This window comes from Mediterraneibacter butyricigenes (assembly GCF_003574295.1).
Lineage (GTDB): Bacteria > Bacillota > Clostridia > Lachnospirales > Lachnospiraceae > Mediterraneibacter_A > Mediterraneibacter_A butyricigenes.
In genome coordinates, this window is sequence record NZ_BHGK01000001.1 from 1,573,731 (window position 1) to 1,594,056 (window position 20,326).

General features: G+C 42.7%; 18 protein-coding genes, 1 tRNA gene and 2 pseudogenes. 19 read left to right on the forward strand and 2 right to left on the reverse strand.

Annotation, left to right across the window (positions count from 1 at the left end):
• The first annotated feature begins 15 nt into the window (after positions 1 to 15).
• The 6 genes from KGMB01110_RS07790 (at position 16) to KGMB01110_RS07815 (ending at position 7,190) form a co-directional block, all read left to right on the forward strand.
• Positions 16 to 1,503: an iron-containing alcohol dehydrogenase gene (locus KGMB01110_RS07790; protein ID WP_119297966.1), complete on the forward strand. Its 1,488-nt coding sequence runs from the start codon at positions 16 to 18 to the stop codon at positions 1,501 to 1,503.
• Between the two features lie 41 nt (positions 1,504 to 1,544).
• A complete protein-coding gene (locus KGMB01110_RS07795) occupies positions 1,545 to 2,954 on the forward strand; it encodes an FAD-binding oxidoreductase (protein ID WP_119297967.1) in 1,410 nt (469 codons plus the stop codon).
• On the forward strand, positions 2,951 to 4,084 hold the full coding sequence (locus KGMB01110_RS07800; RefSeq protein WP_119297968.1) for a hypothetical protein: 1,134 nt from the start codon (positions 2,951 to 2,953) through the stop codon (positions 4,082 to 4,084). Before KGMB01110_RS07795 ends, KGMB01110_RS07800 begins: the two co-directional genes overlap by 4 nt.
• Positions 4,085 to 4,191: 107 nt before the next feature.
• A complete protein-coding gene (locus tag KGMB01110_RS07805; RefSeq protein WP_119297969.1) occupies positions 4,192 to 5,739 on the forward strand; it encodes an FGGY-family carbohydrate kinase in 1,548 nt (515 codons plus the stop codon).
• A 21-nt stretch (positions 5,740 to 5,760) separates the two neighbouring features.
• Positions 5,761 to 6,558, forward strand: coding sequence for an HAD-IIA family hydrolase (locus KGMB01110_RS07810; RefSeq protein ID WP_119297970.1), 798 nt, complete (start codon positions 5,761 to 5,763; stop codon positions 6,556 to 6,558).
• Positions 6,559 to 6,866: 308 nt separating this feature from the next.
• Positions 6,867 to 7,190, forward strand: coding sequence for an SH3 domain-containing protein (locus KGMB01110_RS07815; protein ID WP_119297971.1), 324 nt, complete (start codon positions 6,867 to 6,869; stop codon positions 7,188 to 7,190).
• Here the strand turns inward: KGMB01110_RS07815 and KGMB01110_RS14840 are convergent.
• A pseudogene (locus tag KGMB01110_RS14840) lies at positions 7,135 to 7,761 on the reverse strand (IS256 family transposase); the annotation flags it as partial. The gene KGMB01110_RS07815 and the pseudogene KGMB01110_RS14840 overlap by 56 nt on opposite strands.
• Before the next feature lie 5 nt (positions 7,762 to 7,766).
• Here KGMB01110_RS14840 and KGMB01110_RS16005 point away from each other — a divergent pair.
• The 5 genes and pseudogenes from KGMB01110_RS16005 to KGMB01110_RS07835 all read left to right on the forward strand — a co-directional run.
• Positions 7,767 to 7,961: pseudogene (locus tag KGMB01110_RS16005) on the forward strand (site-specific integrase); the annotation flags it as partial.
• A 20-nt stretch (positions 7,962 to 7,981) separates the two neighbouring features.
• Complete coding sequence (locus KGMB01110_RS16010; RefSeq protein WP_456299265.1) at positions 7,982 to 8,110, forward strand: hypothetical protein; 129 nt, start codon at positions 7,982 to 7,984, stop codon at positions 8,108 to 8,110.
• A gap of 131 nt (positions 8,111 to 8,241) precedes the next feature.
• Positions 8,242 to 9,303: a Fic family protein gene (locus tag KGMB01110_RS07825; RefSeq protein ID WP_119297972.1), complete on the forward strand. Its 1,062-nt coding sequence runs from the start codon at positions 8,242 to 8,244 to the stop codon at positions 9,301 to 9,303.
• A 679-nt stretch (positions 9,304 to 9,982) separates the two neighbouring features.
• A tRNA-Arg gene (locus KGMB01110_RS07830) sits at positions 9,983 to 10,053 on the forward strand.
• 361 nt (positions 10,054 to 10,414) lie between these two features.
• Complete coding sequence (locus KGMB01110_RS07835; protein WP_330418909.1) at positions 10,415 to 10,603, forward strand: hypothetical protein; 189 nt, start codon at positions 10,415 to 10,417, stop codon at positions 10,601 to 10,603.
• A gap of 75 nt (positions 10,604 to 10,678) precedes the next feature.
• Here KGMB01110_RS07835 and KGMB01110_RS07840 read toward each other — a convergent pair whose 3' ends face one another.
• Positions 10,679 to 10,900, reverse strand: a complete 222-nt coding sequence (locus KGMB01110_RS07840) for a DUF3784 domain-containing protein (RefSeq protein WP_015573075.1) — start codon at positions 10,898 to 10,900, stop codon at positions 10,679 to 10,681.
• A 610-nt stretch (positions 10,901 to 11,510) separates the two neighbouring features.
• Between KGMB01110_RS07840 and KGMB01110_RS07845 the strand changes: the two genes are divergently transcribed.
• The 8 genes from KGMB01110_RS07845 to KGMB01110_RS07880 all read left to right on the forward strand — a co-directional run bounded on the left by KGMB01110_RS07845 (position 11,511) and on the right by KGMB01110_RS07880 (position 20,322).
• On the forward strand, positions 11,511 to 12,335 hold the full coding sequence (locus KGMB01110_RS07845) for a ParA family protein (protein ID WP_024721698.1): 825 nt from the start codon (positions 11,511 to 11,513) through the stop codon (positions 12,333 to 12,335).
• Positions 12,292 to 13,236 carry a ParB/RepB/Spo0J family partition protein gene (locus KGMB01110_RS07850; RefSeq protein WP_024721697.1) on the forward strand — a complete coding sequence of 315 codons (945 nt, stop codon included), beginning with the start codon at positions 12,292 to 12,294 and terminating at the stop codon, positions 13,234 to 13,236. Before KGMB01110_RS07845 ends, KGMB01110_RS07850 begins: the two co-directional genes overlap by 44 nt.
• A 233-nt stretch (positions 13,237 to 13,469) precedes the next feature.
• Positions 13,470 to 14,174 (forward strand): hypothetical protein, encoded by a 705-nt coding sequence (locus KGMB01110_RS07855; protein WP_024721696.1) that lies wholly within the window; start codon positions 13,470 to 13,472, stop codon positions 14,172 to 14,174.
• 70 nt (positions 14,175 to 14,244) lie between these two features.
• Positions 14,245 to 18,495, forward strand: coding sequence for a SpaA isopeptide-forming pilin-related protein (locus KGMB01110_RS07860; RefSeq protein ID WP_015573073.1), 4,251 nt, complete (start codon positions 14,245 to 14,247; stop codon positions 18,493 to 18,495).
• A gap of 148 nt (positions 18,496 to 18,643) precedes the next feature.
• Complete coding sequence (locus KGMB01110_RS07865; RefSeq protein WP_003525240.1) at positions 18,644 to 18,937, forward strand: exodeoxyribonuclease VII small subunit; 294 nt, start codon at positions 18,644 to 18,646, stop codon at positions 18,935 to 18,937.
• 9 nt (positions 18,938 to 18,946) lie between these two features.
• Positions 18,947 to 19,540, forward strand: coding sequence for a hypothetical protein (locus KGMB01110_RS07870; RefSeq protein ID WP_015573072.1), 594 nt, complete (start codon positions 18,947 to 18,949; stop codon positions 19,538 to 19,540).
• A gap of 13 nt (positions 19,541 to 19,553) precedes the next feature.
• Positions 19,554 to 19,787: a hypothetical protein gene (locus KGMB01110_RS07875; protein ID WP_015573071.1), complete on the forward strand. Its 234-nt coding sequence runs from the start codon at positions 19,554 to 19,556 to the stop codon at positions 19,785 to 19,787.
• A complete protein-coding gene (locus tag KGMB01110_RS07880; RefSeq protein WP_024721694.1) occupies positions 19,765 to 20,322 on the forward strand; it encodes a hypothetical protein in 558 nt (185 codons plus the stop codon). The genes KGMB01110_RS07875 and KGMB01110_RS07880 overlap by 23 nt, the downstream gene beginning before the upstream one ends.
• Positions 20,323 to 20,326: the final 4 nt, after the last annotated feature.

The window sequence follows — 20,326 nt, forward strand, 5'->3', positions numbered from 1 at the left end:
GAAAGGAGCAAAAAAATGATGAATATATTACCGCCTCCGATATTTAAATATGATGTTGCAGATATGGAAGGGTTGGAAAAAAAGATTTCCAGATGGTCTGACAGAAAAAAATTGCCTGAAATGGAACTGAAACAGGTGTTATGCGGACAGAATGCGATTTATATGCTGCCGGATGCTCTGCGCTTTCTTGGCGTGACACAGGAACAGGAAATATTGGTTATCATGGATGAGGTGGAAATGGTACGTGGAGACCAAAAAGTGAAACCACTGGTCAAGGATATTTTGACAGAAAGCGGTTATCAGTGGAAAGAGATTGTCTTAAAAGGAGATAAGAACGGACAGGTTCATCCTGATTTTGAGACGATTGAACAGATTCTTCCTCATCTTCATGAAAATTGCGCCATTGTGTCAGTAGGATCCGGTGTTGTAACTGATTTGTCGAAACATTCCAGTTTTTTGTGGTATGAAGAGCATAAAGAAGCAGGACAGATTCCACTCATTGCCTGTATGACAGCAGATTCTGTTCCGGCTTATTCTTCCCGTTCTTCTATTATTTCCAAAGACGGTGTAAAAAGAACCTGGCCTTCCAGACTTCCTCATATCATTATTATGGATTATAAAATCTTAAGAGACTGTCCGAAAGAATATAACATTGCAGGTGCGGGAGACTTATTCCCTCTGTTTTGCTCTTTTACTGACTGGTATCTGGCAGACACCCTAGGCCTTGCAAATTTCCTGGATGGTTCCTGGAGAATTCTGGATGATGCCAGAGACTTATTAATTCCTTATGCCGGTGAAATTGCAAAGGGAGAGTTAGACGGAATTGAAGTATTGAGTAAATGTCTGACTCTTTGTGGACTTTCTATGACATTTGCAAGGGATTCGGTTCCGGTATCCGGTTATGAACATGTGATGAGTCATATGCTGGATATGAGTGCGGCAGCCAATGGAAGAGCAACCGGTTTGCATGGAGAACAGGTAGGAGTCAGCATTTTATGGTCATTGGCACAGATTGAAATGTTAACCGATTATCTGGATCAGAATTATGATTCGATTTCCCTGGATGGATGTTATCCGGAAGAAGAGAAAATGCATCAGCATATTATGGAAGTTTTCCATGATGTGGACGAAACAGATGCAATGGGTGCCGAGTGCTGGCATGATTACCAACAAAAACTCCATGGCTGGGAAAATGCAAGAAGTAAGATGGAAGAATTTCTGAAAAACTGGAAAGAATACAGAAATACTTTCCGGACACTGCTTCCATATACAGTAAAAGACTGCGCAAAAGCATTATCTTTGTTTGGACATCCACTGATGCCAACAGAAATGAAAGTGCCGATTGAAGAAAAGAGAATGCGCTGGGCGCTTCGAAATGCCCGACTCATGAGAAAACGATTTACAACAGCTGATTTAGTTGGATTTTTGGGCTTATATGATCAGGCATGGGAAGATCAGGTGGTGGCCAAAGTAATGGCAGCAATTGAAGAGGTTCGAAATTAATCTGTGCAGAAAAATATCATTGGAAAGGAAGAAAAAGGACGATGAATGAAAGATGGACGGAGTTTATAGAAGAAGTAACAAAAGTCTGTAAGGGAACCGATATTTTAACAAGCCCGGAAGACTGTTTGATCTATTCCCATGGTTGTTATCCACGAGAATATAAATGGCTTTTGCAGGGAAAATATCCTTACATATCCAAGGCAGTTCTTGTGCCGGAAAATGAACAGGAGATTAGCGAAATTGTACAACTGGCAAGAAAAAATCAGATTCATATCATTCCTTATGGAGGTGGCAGCGGAATCGTAGGCGGCTCTATCCCATATAATGGGGAGATTATTATTGATGTAAAAAGATTGAAAGACTTTTCCATCAATGTTGTGAATGGAACAGCAAGAGGCGGTGCCGGCCTTACCGGAGCAGAGTTTGAAAATCTGTTAAATGAACATGGTTATACCTGCGGACAGTATCCTCAGTCTTTCCAGAGTGCTACTTTGGGCGGTATGACAGTAACCAGAGCAATCGGAACATTTTCTACAAAATACGGAAAAATGGATGATATGGTAACAGGAATGTCAGTGGTCTTACCGGATGGACAAATCTATCAATCCCATGCGGCGCCAAAGCGCTCTACCGGTCCGGAACTGAATCAGATTTTCCTCGGAAGCGAAGGTGTGTATGGTGTGATCACCAGTGTAGAAATGAAGATTTACCCAATTGCTGAAACAAGAATTTTCCAGGCCTATACTTTCCCATCTACCCACGATGGATTAAATGCAATCCGAAGCTTTATGCATAAAGGGTTAAGACCTGCAGTGGTACGACTTTACGATGAAGTAGAAGCAACCCATAAAATTGCCCAGTATGGTTTTGAAAAAGGATTCACTCTTTTAATCCTTGTGTTTGAAGGATGCAAAGAGATGACAGAGTTAGAAGCAAAATTGACCAAAGAAATCTGTCTGGCCAATTACGGAAGAGATAAAGGGGAAAAATCAGCGGTAGAATGGCTGGAAAGCCGTTTCTCTACGAAAAAAATGCTGGATTATGATGCCATCAAAGGCGGAACAGCAGATGCCATTGAAGTGGCAGCTCCATGGGATTGTATTGAAACCGTCTGGAGAGAGATGAGAAAAGCATTAGAGCCTCTTTGTGAAGTAGTAGACTGCCATTTCTCCCATGTTTATCATAATGGCGCAAGTGTTTATGTAATTTTCCATGCAAAAACAAATGGCGATGACAAAGATGGAGAACAAAGATATTTAGATTGTCTGGATCTTGCCATCCGTACCAGTTTGAAATATGGCGGAAATGTATCCCATCATCATGGTGTTGGAACAGCAAAAGCAGAATACTTAAAAGAAGAACATGGAGAAGCAGGCGTTTATGTGATGAAGGCATTAAAGGACAGCCTGGATCCTGATGGAATCATAAATAAAGGAGTGCTTGGATTATGAGAAAATTATCGTTTGAAACCCCGGATATCATGGATATTTTAAATCATCAGGTGATTCATATGGATCAGGCTGTGACCTATTGTCCGGAGTATCTGGTTACCGGAAAGATGAGAAATTACCCGTCCAGAACGGCTCAGATTATCAGGGCAGTTTATCTTGGAGAGTTGGAAGATAGTAAAGAAAATGCAGATCTGGCTTTTGCACCGATTTTATCCGGCCAGGGAGAGCGGTGGCAGAATTTTGGAGAAAAACCGGAAGGATATTTGTTAAGTGTCATCCTTGGAAGAGAGATGTTTTTAAAGAAAGGATATCACACCCAGGACGCTGAAGCGTTAAAAGAAAAAGTAGAAAAAAACGATGGACATTATTTAAACTGCTCCAAAGAGGAAGAGGAAGAATGGAAAAAAGTGCTTCCGTTATCCAAAAACATCCGGACAGGTTTATTGCTGGATGAAGCAACTTTTGTCTATGCAGCAAAAGAAAAAGAAAAGCTGGGTGCATTTTTACAGAAAAAGAATATCTGTGTATCAGAAGAAATCGGACCATATTTTACCGGCTTTGATTATCTGGCAGCAGGACTTGTAGAGGAAGGAATTAAAGTAGTAAAAGATTTAATTGCAGAATGGGAAAAACAAGGATTTCATCAAATGATTACTTTAACAGGACAAAGTCAGTACCTGTTTACCGAAATGCTTTCCTATCTGGATCTTCAGACAGACATCGAATTTATTTCCATTCTGGATCTTGCAGATGATTTTCGAATTCAGAATGATTATGTATATGGAGGAAGTTTTTATACCAGATATGCCAAAAAGGCGGTAAAACTGAATCAATTATCAAAGGCAGAAAAAGAAACACCGATTTTAAACTGCCCGGAATTTTTACCACAGGTAGAAGGGGAGAAAAGAAAGAATGTAGTTGGAATCTGGACACCGCCGTTATGTGCAGAATATGAAGCAGTGATGACAGAGCCAGAATTCCAAAAGGCTATCTATGAAAGAAGTCTGGCAGAAATCAAAAAAACACATTTTAAAAAGCTAGTAGTATGTGATCCATATGCATATCATATGCTGTTGAAAAATGGCTATGGCAAAGAAAATGTTGCGTATTATTTCAGCGTAATGAATTAAATGGGAGAATGTAATACGGATAACCTGTTGCCAAGTATGCATCAAGCCTGAAACAGCAGGTGGGGGATACTCATAGCAGATAAAATAATAAAAAAGGAGAAGTAATTATGAGTAAGTATGTATGTGGCATCGACATTGGAACAACAGGCGTAAAGGTAATGATTTTTGATATGGACGGAACTGCAATTTCCAGTACTTATTCCGAGTATCCATGTACTTTCCCACAGACAGGCTGGGTTGAACAGGATGGAAATATGACCTGGCAGCGCACCTGTGAAACAAGTAAAAAAGCAATTGAAAAATCAGGTCTGGATCCAAAAGAAATCGTAGCAATCGGTCTTTCTACTCAGAGATGTACCGTTACTCCAATTGACAAAGATGGAAATCCTCTTTGTGATGCAATATCCTGGCAGGATTCCCGTTCTTTCGAAGAAGTGGAAGATATCAAACGTATCGTGGGAGAAGAAAAATTCTATGAAATTACAGGTTATCCTTTAGGAACCGTATTATCCGTAACAGAGATTATGTGGTGGAAAAAACACAAACCTGAAATTTATGAAAATGCATATCTTTTTGTTCTGGATCAGGAACGTGTGTTACATAATCTGGGCGTGGAAGGATATTATCAGGATTGGTCCAATGGTTCTTTGTATGGACTGATGGATATCCGCAAATTTGAATGGGATGTGGAACTGACAAAACAGCTGGGAATTGACCCGGATAAACTTCCACAACTGGTTCCTTCCGGAAAAGTATTAGGTAAAGTATCCAAAGAAGCGGCTGAGTTAACCGGTTTCGCAGAAGGAACACTTCTTGTATCCGGTGCCGGAGATCAGCAGTGTGCAGGAATTGGAGCAGGTGCTATTAAAGACGGTGTCATAGAAGTAACAATGGGTACCGCAGGTGTTACATTAGGTTATATGGGACAGGCAAATCTGGATCCATCTATGAAGATGCCATGTGCAGCTCACGCAATTGCAGGAAAATGGGAAAGTGAAGGCCTTCAGAACGCAGCTGGTGCAGCATTCAAATGGTATCGGAATGAATTTGCATTCCCGGAAGCACAAAAGGCAGCAGCAGAAGGACTGGATGTATATGATCTGATCGATGAACAGATCGAACAGGTAGAACCTGGATGTAACGGATTGATTTTCCTTCCATATCTGGCAAGTTCTGCAGCACCGAACTGGGATGCATTTGCAAGAGGAACCTTTGTTGGATTTAACCTGGGACATGGACGGGCTGACATGGCAAGAGCCATTTTAGAAGGTGTTACTTTTGAAGCACGTGAAATTATTGACCGAATGATTTCAAACGGAATGGTTGTAAATGAAATCTGCTTAAGCGGCGGCGGTTCAAAGGGAGCTGTCTGGTGTCAGATTCAGGCTGATATTTACGGAAAGCCATGTACCTCTCTGGATGTTGAAGAAGCAACCACATTAGGCGCAGCTATTTTAGCAGCTTTAGGCGCAGGACTTTTTGATGATGTAGAACAGGCAGTAGATAAAATGCTGAAACGGAAAAAAGTCTATGAACCAAATATGGAAAACCATGCATTATACAATAAGTATTTTGAACTTTATAAAAAATCCTATCAGGCATTAAGCAGTGCAGGCATTTATGAAGATCTGGTAAAAACAGCATTGAACAAATAATTCTATTTGAGGAGGCTCGATATGAATGAATTAAAACAAAGGGTTTTATCCGATGTGAAAATGTTTGTTCTGGATATGGACGGCACATTTTATCTGGGCGATCAGCTGATTGAAGGTTCATTAGAATTTATTGATAAGGTAAAAGAGACCGGAAGAGATTTTATCTTTTTTACCAACAATGCGTCCAGAATCGGATCATTTTATAAGACAAAGCTTGCGAAAATGGGAATGGATTCGGAAAATGTTACCGTTCTTACAGCAGGAGACGTTACCATTGAGTATCTGAAAACCTTCTACCCGGGAAAAAGAGTTTATCTGAACGGGACCCCCCTGTTAGAACAAAGCTTTTTAGAGGCTGGAATTCAATTGGTTGTGGATGATCCGGATGTGGTGATTCAAAGCTTTGACAAAACATTGACTTATGAAAAACTGGAAAGAATCTGTAATTATATCAGAAAAGGTGTACCATTTTTAGCGACTCATATGGATACCAATTGTCCGACAGAAGACGGATTTATTCCTGACTGTGGTGCCATGTGTGATTTAATCATTTCCTCTACAGGTGTGAACCCAAAATTCCTTGGAAAACCTTGTAAGGAAACCTTGGATATGGTGCTGAAAAAGACTGGATGCAGTGTAGATGAAATTGCATTTGTCGGTGACCGTATTTATACCGATGTTGCCACTGGTGTAAACAACGGTGCGAAAGGCTTCTTAGTATTGACTGGAGAAGCCGATATGAAAACAGTGGAAGAATCTGATGTAGTTCCAACCTGCATCTTCGATTCTCTGTATGAGATGTCATCTTATTTGTCATAAACTTAAAAGGAGCGCCCACATTCATTCGCAAAGGCGCCGGACGGCGCTTTCCCGCTGCAGTGCAGCTAACTTTGCTCATAAAAGGGCGCTTCACCCATCGAAAAACAGAGCCCCCAGATCTTTAAGCAAGCATAAATCCGGGTGTCTCTGTTTTTCAATGCGGGAACTGATGGAAAATATTACATAAATGTTACAAATATAATAATAAATGTTTACAAAAATGGGTTCGTGTGTTAAAATTGGTATTAAGAAATGGGAATATCTATCCAGAAAATGCTTTCTTATGGGATAGCATAAAAGGAGGACACATGAAGAAAACAATTACACATTATCTTTTTAATGGTTTCGCTTTAGGATGCCTGATTTTTGGTCTGATTATGACAGTGGAGTCCAAGGATGTGCAGGCGGCAACGACAAAATATGTTACAGCGTCAGCTCTGAACATCCGGAAGGCAGCGTCTACCAGCAGTGCAAAAGTGGGAACTTATAGTAAAGGAACCAAAGTGACTAGTTACGGAACCAGTGGAAGCTGGACCAAAGTGAAATATCGGGTTATAGGACAAAACGTGTTGATGGCTAATCCCATTCAACAAACGTTTTGTCCTTTTTATGTAAGTCACTCCAAACAATAGCATCGCCCCAAATAGAAAGCGTTTTCTCTAATCGATGCTTTTCGTTCATCCTTTGATATATAGCGGTAATGCTTTGATCTGTAGGCATAACTTTTATGATTTCAGACAAGGGAAGTGGCTTCGGAGAGTGCATGTAACACCACCAATAAACAGCTTTTATTCGCCGTTCTATTGATAATCCCCTATGATTTCTCAACATTTCCCGAAGTCTTGCATTCACCCCTCCTTCTATTCGATTATTCATAGAAGGTGCAGAAAAAGAATGCATCGCCTCATCCAGATATGTAAAAAGTGTGTTTTCCCGGATCAGTTTCAAGAGAGATCTTTCTGCCTTCAATAACCTTTCATGGTTTGGGCGTTTGTTCCCATGCTCATCGATTGTCATTTCATCAAGAAATACCTGATGCCTTTTTATCCATGTCATAAAACGTTCTATCCATCTCCCTGCTTCTTGTTTATTCTCGATTTTTAACAGATTTTTGGCTAAACTATAAAGTTCCATTCCTGTCTGCGTGTTCGGCCTGGAAGTGGTATAGCGTTTCACCTGGCAAAATACGTGAAAGATACACCTATGATCTCCCACCGGTTGTTTTCCACAGTCTCAGACACAGCAGTGTTACCTATAAGCTGAAACTGAATGGTGGAGATATCAAGGCAGTTCAGGGCGACTCCGGACATGCTCAGGTCAGCATGGTTACGGATGTATATTCCCATATCCTGGATGACGACCGGAAGAAAAATGCAGAGCTGTTTGAAGAAGCATTTTATGAGAAAAAAATCTGGATCCGCAGATGCATCCGAATACAGCACAAAATACGGTAACGGTTCCGGAAGGTGTGGATGCAGAACTGCTTGCAAAGGTCCTTAATAATCCTGAGATGGCAGCACTTCTTACGCCACTTGCGAAGACAATGAAGTGAAAAATAGTGAAAAAATAGTGTAATTTTAGTGAAAAAATGGGTTTCGTTAAAAGGAATGTTAAAAATATATCTCCATCATGCTAATTGATATCACCGTCATTTGATGGTAAAATGATGAAGATAATATTAAAATGAAGGAGATTTCGATGAGAAGTTTTGATTATATAAAAACTCCGGAGCAATTTCTAAAACCTGAAATTGTTCAGATGGTCGGAAGCATTCATGAGCATAAAGGTAAGCAGGAATTGTTCCTTGAAGCCAATATAGACGAATTGAAAACTCTGCTGGAAGTTGCTTTGATTCAAAGTACAGGGGCTTCTAACAGGATTGAAGGTATTTATACTACCGACAAACGTTTGGAAGAATTAGTAAGACAGAAAGCCGAACCGCGTAACCGGTCTGAACAGGAAATATCCGGATACCGGGAAGTTCTTACCACTATCCATGAAAGTTATGAGTATATTAATCCGAGACCAAATATTATTTTACAATTGCATCGGGATTTATACTCATATTCCGGAAGAAATGCTGGTGGAAATTATAAAAATTCGGATAATGTAATTGCAGAAACAGATGCAGAAGGTCATCAGAAAGCGCGTTTTATCCCGGTGCCGGCATTTCAGACTCCAGAAGCTATGAATGAACTTTGTACAAATTTTCTGGAAGCATGGGATGCAGATCGAATAGATAAGTTGATTCTTATCCCTATGTTTATTCTTGACTTTCTGTGTATTCATCCATTTAATGATGGAAATGGACGAATGAGCCGCCTGTTAACACTTCTTTTGTTTTATAAAGCCGGTTATATTGTCGGAAAGTATGTCAGTATTGAAATGCTGATTGAAAAGACAAAAGAAACTTATTATGAGGCATTACAGGAAAGTTCCAATGGATGGCACGAGAATGAAAACAGATATGAGTCATTTGTAAAATATTATCTGGGAATTATTCTGAAAGCATACAGTGAGTTTGAGGGGCGTGTAGAGCACCTGAAAAACAGAAGCCTTTCAAAGCCGGATCGTATAAAGACAGTGATTGATAATAAGGTAGGAAAAATTACCAAAAAAGAAATCATGGAGTTATGTCCGGATATAAGCAAGGTAACTGTAGAAAGGACCCTGACGGAACTGGTTAAAAGTGGATATATCGCAAAAGTAGGTGCCGGACCGGCAACTGGATATGTTCGTATTTAAATCGGCTGTCGTGGTCGAAATACCATAGACAAATCAACAACAACGTTGTATAGTAATAATAGAAATCTGGTCAATTGAATATTGTTTATCATTCCCGCTTGTAAGGGGATGGTAGCCGGTATATGATATCTGTCAGTAACAACAGAGCTTTCCCCGGATGTTAGCAGCTGCAAAGAATCTGCTAATTTTCAGGTCTTATCTGGTCTTGACAGAAAGGGTATTCAGATTACTAGAATTTGATTCGAAAATAAAAAAAGTCCTTGATAATAAAAGGCTAAACATATCAGTTCTTGACAGGGATTGACAGAACCACAGAGCTCTCCTAAGAGAAAGCCGAGGCATTCCCCAAAGGGAAAAAATGAAAAACAACTTTCAGTTCGAATCTATTCTGAAAAATGCTAATGGTGACAACAAAGCATTCCCCAAATTGGGGAACGTTCTAATGTTACCAAATCAAAAAAATCTGTAGATTGACAACTCGAAAAAGAGTTGATAATCTTATATATGGCCGAAGGGAAAATCCTAGAAACCCAGTAAAATCAAGGGTTTGCGGCATGTGTCGTCATAGCTCAGCTGGATAGAGCACTCGCCTCCTAAGGGTCAGGTGGAGCAATCCCCTTTCGGAAGCGATTTATGAAATAAATTTGAAAATTGCTCCATTACAATTAAATACGTCTCAGTACCTCAGTAGGATAGAGGGGTCGCCTCCTAAGCGGTAGGTCGGGTGTTCGAATCACCTCGGGAACGCCAAAAACTCCGCCGGAAAACCCAGTAAAATCAAGGGTTTCCGGCGTTTTTTCATTTTTACGGAAAAAGTGAAAAATCGTAAAATTCACAGATTTTCATTAGCAAAATCTCCGTCAGCTAATGGAAATTAGGACGAATGTCGTCCGCCTTTCAGGTGAACGACTTGCTAATAAAAATTAGCAGGATTTTCGCTATTTTGCTAATGAAAATGCCCTCTCTGCTAATGGCAGAAAAATTCGAGCAAAATTCCTGCTAATGAATAAGGCGTTCGTTACCCTGTTAATTCGTTCATTTAGGGGTGGTCAAGCGACAATCGCACACTACTTCTATGCCATTTCTTATTATATAATTGCGGTAACAGGAGGTGGTTGTTTTGAAAGAACAAAAATATCATTTATACCTTTCCAAGGACGAATACAGCGAAGTGCTGCAATCACTTATCCGTTTGAAGAACAGCCTGATAGCACAAGGCAGATACACGGACGCAGCAGATGATATTATTTGCAAGGTGCTTTCAGCCAAGAAAAGAAAGTTCAAAATCAAATATATCTGAACACGAATAAAGACCGCCTACACTTTTGTAAGCGGTCTTTGCTAATTTAGAGTAAGTTAGACAAACTGGAATTTATTAGGCAAACAGAATAAGTGCAACACCTGTGATAAGCAGAACTATACCAACAACAAACTCTATCATTCCCACTTTCTTTGCGTATTCTTCTTTCTTCCGACCGGCTTTGAAATCCGCCTCAAAACCGTTGATAAGATTGTATTTCTTTTTAAAGTAAATGAAGTATCCAAACAGAAGGAATGCCAATCCCAGAACTACAGCCAATACCTTTAGGAATATCATATAAACACCTCCACAAAAAATTCAAATTTGTCTTTCTCTTAATTTCCTATTATACACCAAAATTATGAATATTTCTACCCGCCGTCTATTGACCTCAATTAAGAGGAAAGTAGGTGGCTTTTTTTGTTAGCAAAAAAATTTTCAAGAAATTTTGAAAAAACACCCCCCAAAAACGCTCTCCCATTTCAAACAAGTGAAGGGGTTAATTCCGAGCCACGAAAAGGTCAGCCCTTTCACTTGTATTTTGACAACTGAATAAACCATTCACTAAGACTTTAATTCTGATGATTTTAGCCACCTTATCGGGTACGCCGTGACTTCTGCATTGCAGAACAGCGAGAACTCCCGGTATAGGTAACAGGTTGCCCCTGTTACGGCGATGACAGTCAGAAGGATAATGATACTTCTCTACGGAGCTGGCGGAGTACCCGGCAGAGGTGAAATTCCTATGATACAGATTAGCAGTCTGTTCCTTAGTGACTTCCCGTGAGCTTATTGCTCGGCAAGGGGTGTTGAGAACAAATATTGCCCGACCGGTTAGGAAATGAGCCGGTCAAGTACATAGCCATACTGCGATGGCTATGAATTTCACGAAAGGAGGACGCACAAAGTGTCGAACTGCAAAACGATTGCGATATGCAATCAAAAAGGCGGAGTTGGAAAGACGACCACTACGGTAAACCTCGGCGTCGGTCTTGCAATGCAGGGAAAGAAAGTGCTGCTCATAGACGCAGACCCACAGGGCGACTTAACCACTTGTCTCGGTTGGCAGGATACAGACAACTTGGGTATCACGCTTGCAACGAAACTCACAGATGTCATAAATGAAACGATGAATGACCCTACGGTCGGTATTCTGCACCACGACGAAGGTGTTGACCTTATTCCGGCAAACCTTGAGCTTTCAGCAATGGAGTTTAACCTTGTCAACGCAATGAGCAGAGAGACGGCATTGAGAAACTATCTCAGCGAAGTGAAGGAGAAATACGACTATATCTTAATAGATTGTATGCCTTCCCTCGGAATGGTAACAATCAATGCTCTATCTGCGGCAGACAGCGTAATAATTCCTGTTCAGGCTCAGTATTTACCGGCAAAAGGTATGACGCAGCTTGTTCAGACCATTTCACGAGTTAAGAAGCGTATCAATCCGGGCTTAAAGATTGACGGTATGCTTCTCACTTTGGTGGATAGCCGTACCAACCTCGCCAAAAGCACGGTAGAAGCTCTGAGAGAGAACTTCGGTAGTCAAATCAAGATGTATCGAACATATATCCCGATTGCCGTAAAAGCCGCAGAGACTTCTTCCAAAGGCAAGAGCATTTTTGCCTACGAACCGGGCAGCACGGTGTCAAAAGCGTACACCGAATTTACAAAGGAGGTGTTAGCCGATGGCAGGAAGAAAGAGCGACTTCACTCTCACGAAGCTCGATGACTTATTCTCGACGCAGGAACAGAGAGATGAAGAAAAACTTTCAAAAATCCGAGATATTCCCTTGACTGAGATTGACGATTTCCCCGACCACCCTTTTAAGGTGCGTGATGACGAGGATATGGCACAGCTCATTGAGAGTATTAAGGAACGAGGGGTAATCACTCCGGCGACGGTAAGGCAGAAAGAGGACGGCAGATACGAACTCATATCGGGACACAGACGAAAGCGAGCCTGTGAGCTTGCCGGGTTTGATACTCTCCGTTGTGAGGTCGTTGAACTGAACCGAGACGAAGCCACGATTTTAATGGTTGAGAGCAACTACCAAAGGTCGCAGATACTTCCCTCGGAAAAAGCCTATGCCTACAAAATGCGTTTGGAAGCATTGAGCAGACAAGGCAAAAGAACAGACCTAACTTCCGACCCAGTGGGTTGGAAGTCAAGCGGAAAAGAAACAGCACAACTAATTGGAGAGCAGTCGGGTGACAGTCAAACCCAAGTTCGCAGATATATTCGCCTTACAAACCTTGTTCCCGAACTTTTGGAATATGTTGATGAGGGGCGAATTAAAATGCGACCGGCGGTTGAATTGTCTTTTCTCGATGAGGACAGTCAGCGTGATGTGGTTGATGAAATCGACCTGAACGACGCAACCCCGTCCCACGACCAAACAATCCGTATGCGAAAGTTCTTTGAGGAGGGCAAGCTCACAACCGAAGCAATCCAAGCGATTATGTCGGAGGAAAAACCAAACCAAAGGGAGAAAATTGTTTTGAGGGGCGATAGGGTTCGACAGCTTATCCCGAAGAATATTCCCATAAGCCAAACGGAGGATTTTGTGTGCAAGGCATTGGAGCATTACAACAAGTTTCTGCGAAGCAGAGCCGACCGTGACAGCCGATAGCCTTCCCCCTTTCTCACACTCTAACCCCTATATATACCGGCTATTAACCTGCTGAAAAATATACTCTATCTCCCTTGAGTATATCTATCTCTAATAACATATAGCTGTCTATAAAAGGGTTCGCACATTTGGAGCAAAAGCAAAATGTCTGCTACGATAAAAAGTTCAGCCAATCGCACCTTTGATGTTTTGACCGGTTTTGATTACGATTAAGGCAGAAAGGAGCGATGGATATGAAAAACAGGCTGATACCTTGTGTTCTTGCCTGCCTGATGATTTTCCTCGTAGGTTGTAACGGTAACACAGCCAAAGAAGCTGCACAGGAGATTACGAAAACAGAGACTTCTTTTCCGGCTGGTAATACCGAAACAGATTCTCAGGAAGAAACGGCAGAAGAACCGGAAAGCACGACAGTTCAGGAAGAAACACCGATTACGGCAGAAGAAAGCCAATCAACCGCTGAAAGGCAGACGGTTGCGACTGTTCAGACAAAACCGGCGGAAGAAAAAACGGCTGATACTCCTGCAACCGAAAAGCCAAAGGCAGAGCCACCGAAGCAGACAACCACGCAGGCTGAACCCGAAAAACAAACGGAACAGCCAAAAGAACAGACAACTGCCGAACAAAAGCCGGTTGAAAAACCGACTGAAAAGCCGGCAGAACCGAAACCGACAGAGCCGCACAAGCAGACATTCGATGTCAGCCCTTATGTTAGTTACGCAAAAGAGTATGCGGTAAGCATAGGGCTTTCTCTTGACATCACGGCGACAGAATGTTGGGACAACCCCATATCCGCAAATCCTAACCGAAGCGGTATCAAGTCTGATATTGAAAGCAGACTGAACCGATACAAGAACAGCGAGGGTTTTACCGCTGTGTGGATATGGACAGAAAAGCTATCCGATACGGATTACAACATCTATATCGGCTACTGCTAAAACAAAATAATTTTAAGCGGACGCACTGAGTAAAATCGGTGCGTTTTTGCATTTCAAGGAGGAAAACGCAATGGTTAAAACAAAATTCAAGAAAGCCGTCTCGCTTATGTTGGCGGCGGTTATGAGCCTTACTGCTTTTACGGGCATTGGGGCAACGACAGCCTTTGCAGCCGTAGGAGAAAAAGCCGATGTGTACCTCGTCGATTATCCCCGAAGCGGAGATACCAATAACAACGGCGAATGGGGACACGGCAATCTCAACTATATGAACGGTTGGAAAGGCTTGTCCACAAAATATACAGGACTTCGTGCAATGGGTTCGTATTCGGGCAATATTGCCTACTGTATTGAACCGGGTACAGGTCAGCGGACTGGAGATACTCTCACCGAAAAGGACGAGAACTTCTTTAATAACATCAGCCCGAACGGAACGATTTCCGGCGATGACATTCGCCTGCTTATCGGTCGTATCTTGCAGTACGGCTACCGTGGAGGTATTTCGACAAGCTGGAAGTCGCAGAATGAAAGCGACGCAAACTGCATCGCACACGCTTATGCCACTCAGATTTTGATTTGGGAAACGATTGTCGGAGAAAGAGACGCAGGCTTTAATCACGTTTCTACCAGCGGATACAATGCCGTGCTTGAATGTGTAAGCACTGCACACCCACTCCGCAGTAAAATCTTGTCGTACTACAACAGTATGGTAACAAGTGTTCAGAATCACACCAAAGTGCCGAGCTTCTGCACAAGGTCAAGCGGTTCTGCAAAGGTAAACGAGCTTGAATGGAACGGAAGCAAGTATGTTGCTACTCTCACCGATACAAACGGTGTGCTTGGCAATTACAACTTCTCGGCAAACATTGACGGGGTTTCTTTCTCTGTCAGCGGAAACAAATTGACTGTTTCGATGGAGAAAGCTCCGAGCAAGGAATTTACCATCACAGCCGCAAAAAAGAACGGTGTCCGCAGAGGTGTTGTCGTATGGTCTGACGGTATCCATCAGAACGGAAACGGCATTCAGGATGTGGTCACTTATGCTCAGGAGGTCAGTGACCCTGTCAGCGGCTTTGTCAAAATGAAGGTAAGCTACGGCTCTTGTCAGATTGTAAAGACAAGTGAGGACGGAAAGGTTGACGGCATTCAGTTTACCATAAGCGGTAACGGTGTCAATCAGACTGTAACAACCGCAAACGGCGGTAAATTCCAACTGGATAACCTTATGCCCGGTGTTTACACGGTAACAGAACAGTCTATCGACAAATATGTTCCGCAGGAGGTTCACAGAGTAACTGTTGTTGCCGGTCAGGTGTCAAAGGTCAATTTCAATAATGTTCTCAAAAGAGGTAATCTTCAGGTCATCAAATCTTCTGAGGATAACTTGGTTGAGGGCGTTACCTTCCATCTTTACGGCACATCTCTTTCCGGTATTGCTGTCGATGAGTATGCCGTGACAGATAAGAACGGTGTTGCTTCTTTTGATGATGTGCTTATCAGCGGCACTACCCCATACACCATTGAGGAAGTGGATACCGCAATCCGTTATGTTGTGCCTGCAAATCAGACCGCACCGATTAACTGGAAAGAAGTAACCACAAGAAACTTCACGAACATTCTCAAAAAGTTCAGCGTAACCGTAACAAAGAGCGACCGAGAGGAAGGCACACCGCAGGGCGACGCTACCCTTGCCGGAGCAGTTTACGGTATCTATAAAGGCGAAACCCTTGTGGACAAGTATGTGACGGATAAGAACGGGCAGTTTACCACAAAGGAATATGTCTGTGATAATGACTGGACAATCCGTGAAATCACGCCGTCCGAGGGTTATCTGCTTGATACGACTGTTCACAAGGTCGGTGCTGAACCGCAGCTTTATACGGTGGAACACAATCAGACAGCAAATGATGTTACCGAACAGGTTATGAAAGGCAATATCGCCATTATCAAGCACACCGATGACGGCGAAACTCAGATTGAAACACCGGAAAACGGAGCAACCTTTGAAATCTATCTCAAATCTTCCGGCAGTTTTGACGCAGCAGAAGAAGATGAAAGAGATGTCATTGTCTGTGATGAAAACGGTTTCGGGCAGACAAAGGATATGCCTTACGGCGTATATACCGTTCATCAGACCTCCGGTTGGGAAGGTCGTGAGCTGATGAAGAACTTTGATGTGTTCATTGCTCAGGACGGACAGACCTACCGCTATCTTATCAACAACGCAAACTTTGAAAGCTATATCAAGGTTGTCAAGGTGGACGCAGAAAGCGGTAAAAACATTCCTTATGCCGGTGCAGGCTTCAAAATCTTTGACCCTGACGGCAATCAGGTAACAATGACCTTCACTTATCCTACTCCGACAACGATTGATACTTTCTACACCGACGCAAACGGACAGCTTGTGACACCGGAAAAACTGGAATACGGCAAGGGATATTCTCTTGTAGAAGTTCAGGCTCCTTACGGATATGTGCTTGACAGCACACCGGTGTACTTTGATGTGGCAGAGGAACATTCTTCCGATGAGGGTGGTATTACCGTGATTAAGGTCGATAAGCCTAATATGGCACAGAAAGGTACAGTCAGCATTGAAAAGACCGGCGAGGTGTTTTCAGGGGTAAATATCTCCGGCGTGGAAAACGCCGATGTGATTTATCAGCCTGTCTATGAAGTGAAAGGTCTTGCAGGTGCAGTTTATGAGATTAGCGCAGCAGAAGATATTATCACTCCCGACGGTACACTCCGTTATGCAAAGGGCGAGGTAGTAGATACTGTTACCACAGATGAAAACGGACTTGCCAAGAGTAAGGAGCTTTATCTCGGAAAATATACGGTGGTTGAAATTACTGCACCGGAGGGTATGGTCATCAACAAAGAAGCTCACGATGTTGAGCTGACTTATGCCGGTCAGGAAGTGTCTGTAACCGAAACCGCCACAAGCTTTGTAAACGACAGGCAGAAAGTAGCGGTAAGTCTTGAAAAGACTATTGAAAAGAACGACATCTTCAATATCGGCAACGGCGATGAAATGAAGAATATCAGCTTCGGACTTTTCGCCGCAGAAGAACTTGTTTCTGCAAGCGGTACTTCTATTCCGGCAGACGGACTGATTGAGATTATCTCACTTTCCGAGAACGGCAAGGCTGTTATCAAAACCGACCTTCCTTTCGGAAGCTACTATGTAAAGGAACTTGCCACCGATGAGCATTATATCCTTACCGACGCCAAGTATCCGTTCACTTTCAGCTATGCCGGTCAGGATACCGCAAATGTTGAGATTGCGGTCAATGACGGCAAGCCGATTGAAAACAAGCTCATTTACGGTTCTGTTTCCGGTAAGAAGATTACCGAAAACGGCGAAGCACTGGGAGGTGCTGTAATCGGTCTGTTTAAGGCTGATGAAACCGAATTTACAAAAGAAAATGCTTTGATGACTGCTACCTCCCAAAAAGACGGTAGCTTTTCTTTTGAGAAAGTACCGTATGGCAACTGGCTTGTAAGAGAAATCGAGCAGCCGGAGGGCTTCGTGCTTGATGAAACTTCTTATGAAGTTAAAATCTCCGAGGTCGCTCAGGTCATTGAGGTCGAAATCGTCAATGAGTATGTTCACGGCAATATCAAGTTGACTAAGGTCGATGAAGATTACCCGGACAACAAGCTGACAGGAGCGACCTTTGAGGTTTACAAAGATGTAAACGGCGACGGTAAACTGGATGACGCCGACGAGCTTATCGGAACTCTCTCCGAAACCTCTACCGGTATTTACGAGATGAAGGAACTTCTTTACGGAAAATACCTTGTAAGAGAAACCAAAGCACCGGATGGCTTTGAGCTTGATAAGGGTGTGTACTCTGTTTTCATTGAAAAAGATGAAACCACCTACGAGGTAGAAAACAAAGCCGGCGTCGGCTTTATTAACACAGCTATGAAAGGAAACCTGAAAATCGTTAAAACTTCCTCTGACGGTAAGGTTGAAGGCTTCACTTTCAGAGTTACAGGAGTAAACGGTTACGACCGAAGCTTCACGACCGATAAGAACGGCGAAATCATTATCGAGGGACTTCGTATCGGCGATTACACCATTTCCGAGGTTCAGGATAGTGTTTCTGCTTCCTATGTGCTTCCTGCGGATAAGATTGCAACCGTAAAGGTCGGTTCTACTACCGTTGTGGAAATGCACAATGAGCTGAGAGATACACCAAAGACCGGAGATAACAGCAATGTGGGCTTGTGGACGGCACTTGCGGGACTTTCTGCCCTCGGTATTGTCGGCACAGCCGTTGTTGCGTACAGAAAAAAGAAGAAGGAGGACAATGAGTAATGGACGCTAAAACAATCGTAGCAGTTGTATTAGTCGCCTTTATTATCGGCGGCTTTATCTTCTTGCAGATTAAGAACAGAAAGAAATAAGGAACGCTTGTGTGGGCGGAGTGAAAACTTCGCCCACCGTTCTTTTACGGAGGTGCATTATGAATAAGCAAAAGACGGTTGACAGCAAGGTGCTTGCAATACTCAGAGAATGCCCCGAAACGAGGTATGACGATATGCAGCTTATCCTTTGCTATTACAACCGATACAGCTATATGAGAGTCGGAGATTTACCGCTTGAGGATATAGTCAACAACTATAAAGGCTACGGCTTGCCGTGCTTTGAGACTATCCGCAGAGCAAGACAGAGAGTGCAATCCCTATTTCCCGAACTGTCAAGGCAGTGCAGTGGCTGCGACTGCGGAAACATCAGAATTGTGATTGAAGTAAGCTGAGGTGTGGATATGAACGAGGGAAAAAGAAAAATCGGTGAATACACTGTTCTTTGCTCGGTCAATGTGGGCGAAAAGGAAGTTATCTTGGCTTCCAATGAGCAAAGTACAAACGGCGATAAATTTATGTGCGGCTTTGCAGAGCGAAACGACCTGTTTGAACTGTGTTCGGAATGTATGGTAAGCGATGACTATATCGAAATCGTACACCTTTTCGGAAGCCGTGTGGCAAATGAAGCGGAGCTTTTCAAGGAACAGGTCGAAAAACTGGATATTCCAATCACACTCATAACAGAAGCCGACTGTATCCCCGACCACTATTCCAAAGACATCAACGGCAAAATCATAGCCATTGACCCCAAGGTATTAAAGCCTGAATTTCAGAGAGCCGACAGACAGCTCTACTATGTTACAGGTGGTTTCGGTGCGTCGGCAAACAGCCGTGGAAGTGCCGTGTTTTGTACCAATCTTCACACCGGCAAATCAACCCGATATGAAAGAATGGATGTTATGGGCGAAATAAAGCCTGAGCGTCTGCCTGAATGGGCAAAGGAAAAGGCACAAGAGCTTTCAAACAAGAAGCGAAATAAAGACAAAGAACGATAAGGAGGACAAAGCAATGAAGGAAAATTTCACTTTTCAGCAAAAGACAAAGCTTCTGACGAAACTGTTTGACGCAGGCTGCAATACCGAAAAGAAATTGCAGCAGCTCGACATGGAGAGCATTTTGAAAATTCCGGGTATCACTATTCCGGATATGAGTCTGATTATCGAGTTTCAGAAGCAGACCAAAGCCAATAAGCTGTTCTCTTATTTGGGAGGTGGCACTGATGAGCAGGCAGGAACAGAATGACCGCCATATCATTTGGAGCGACATTAGCCTTGACCTTGATGATTGGCGAGAGTCTTTGGAGGAACTGTATCCCGGATATTCCGATGATGAGCTTTACGACATTATGGTAAAATCCAATGCCGAAAATCTTTATGATGAACGAGTAAATCTCAATATTCAGCTTTCACAGCCGATTATTGTTATCGGCGACCTCGGCAGATGGAACGGCAGAGTGTCGGGCTACAAGATGATTGATTCCGGCAACATTAAGGACTGCCTTTATTCCGATACCGATTACAACGAATGGTATGTGGATAAGTACGGCGACCTTCGTGCCGACGCCGTTCATCACGACGGTACAAACCATTATCTTTACCGTGTATTCAAAGACGGTGTTACCGATACGCAGATTGAAAATCTGCAAGATAAAATCTATAACGGAAAAGCCACAAGAGCCGACATCACACGAGTTACCAAAAGGCTCGGCGATGACATTGCCGGAGTTTATGGTTTTCCTATTCCAAAGCAAAGACAAACAAACGAACAAGCGAGGTGATGAA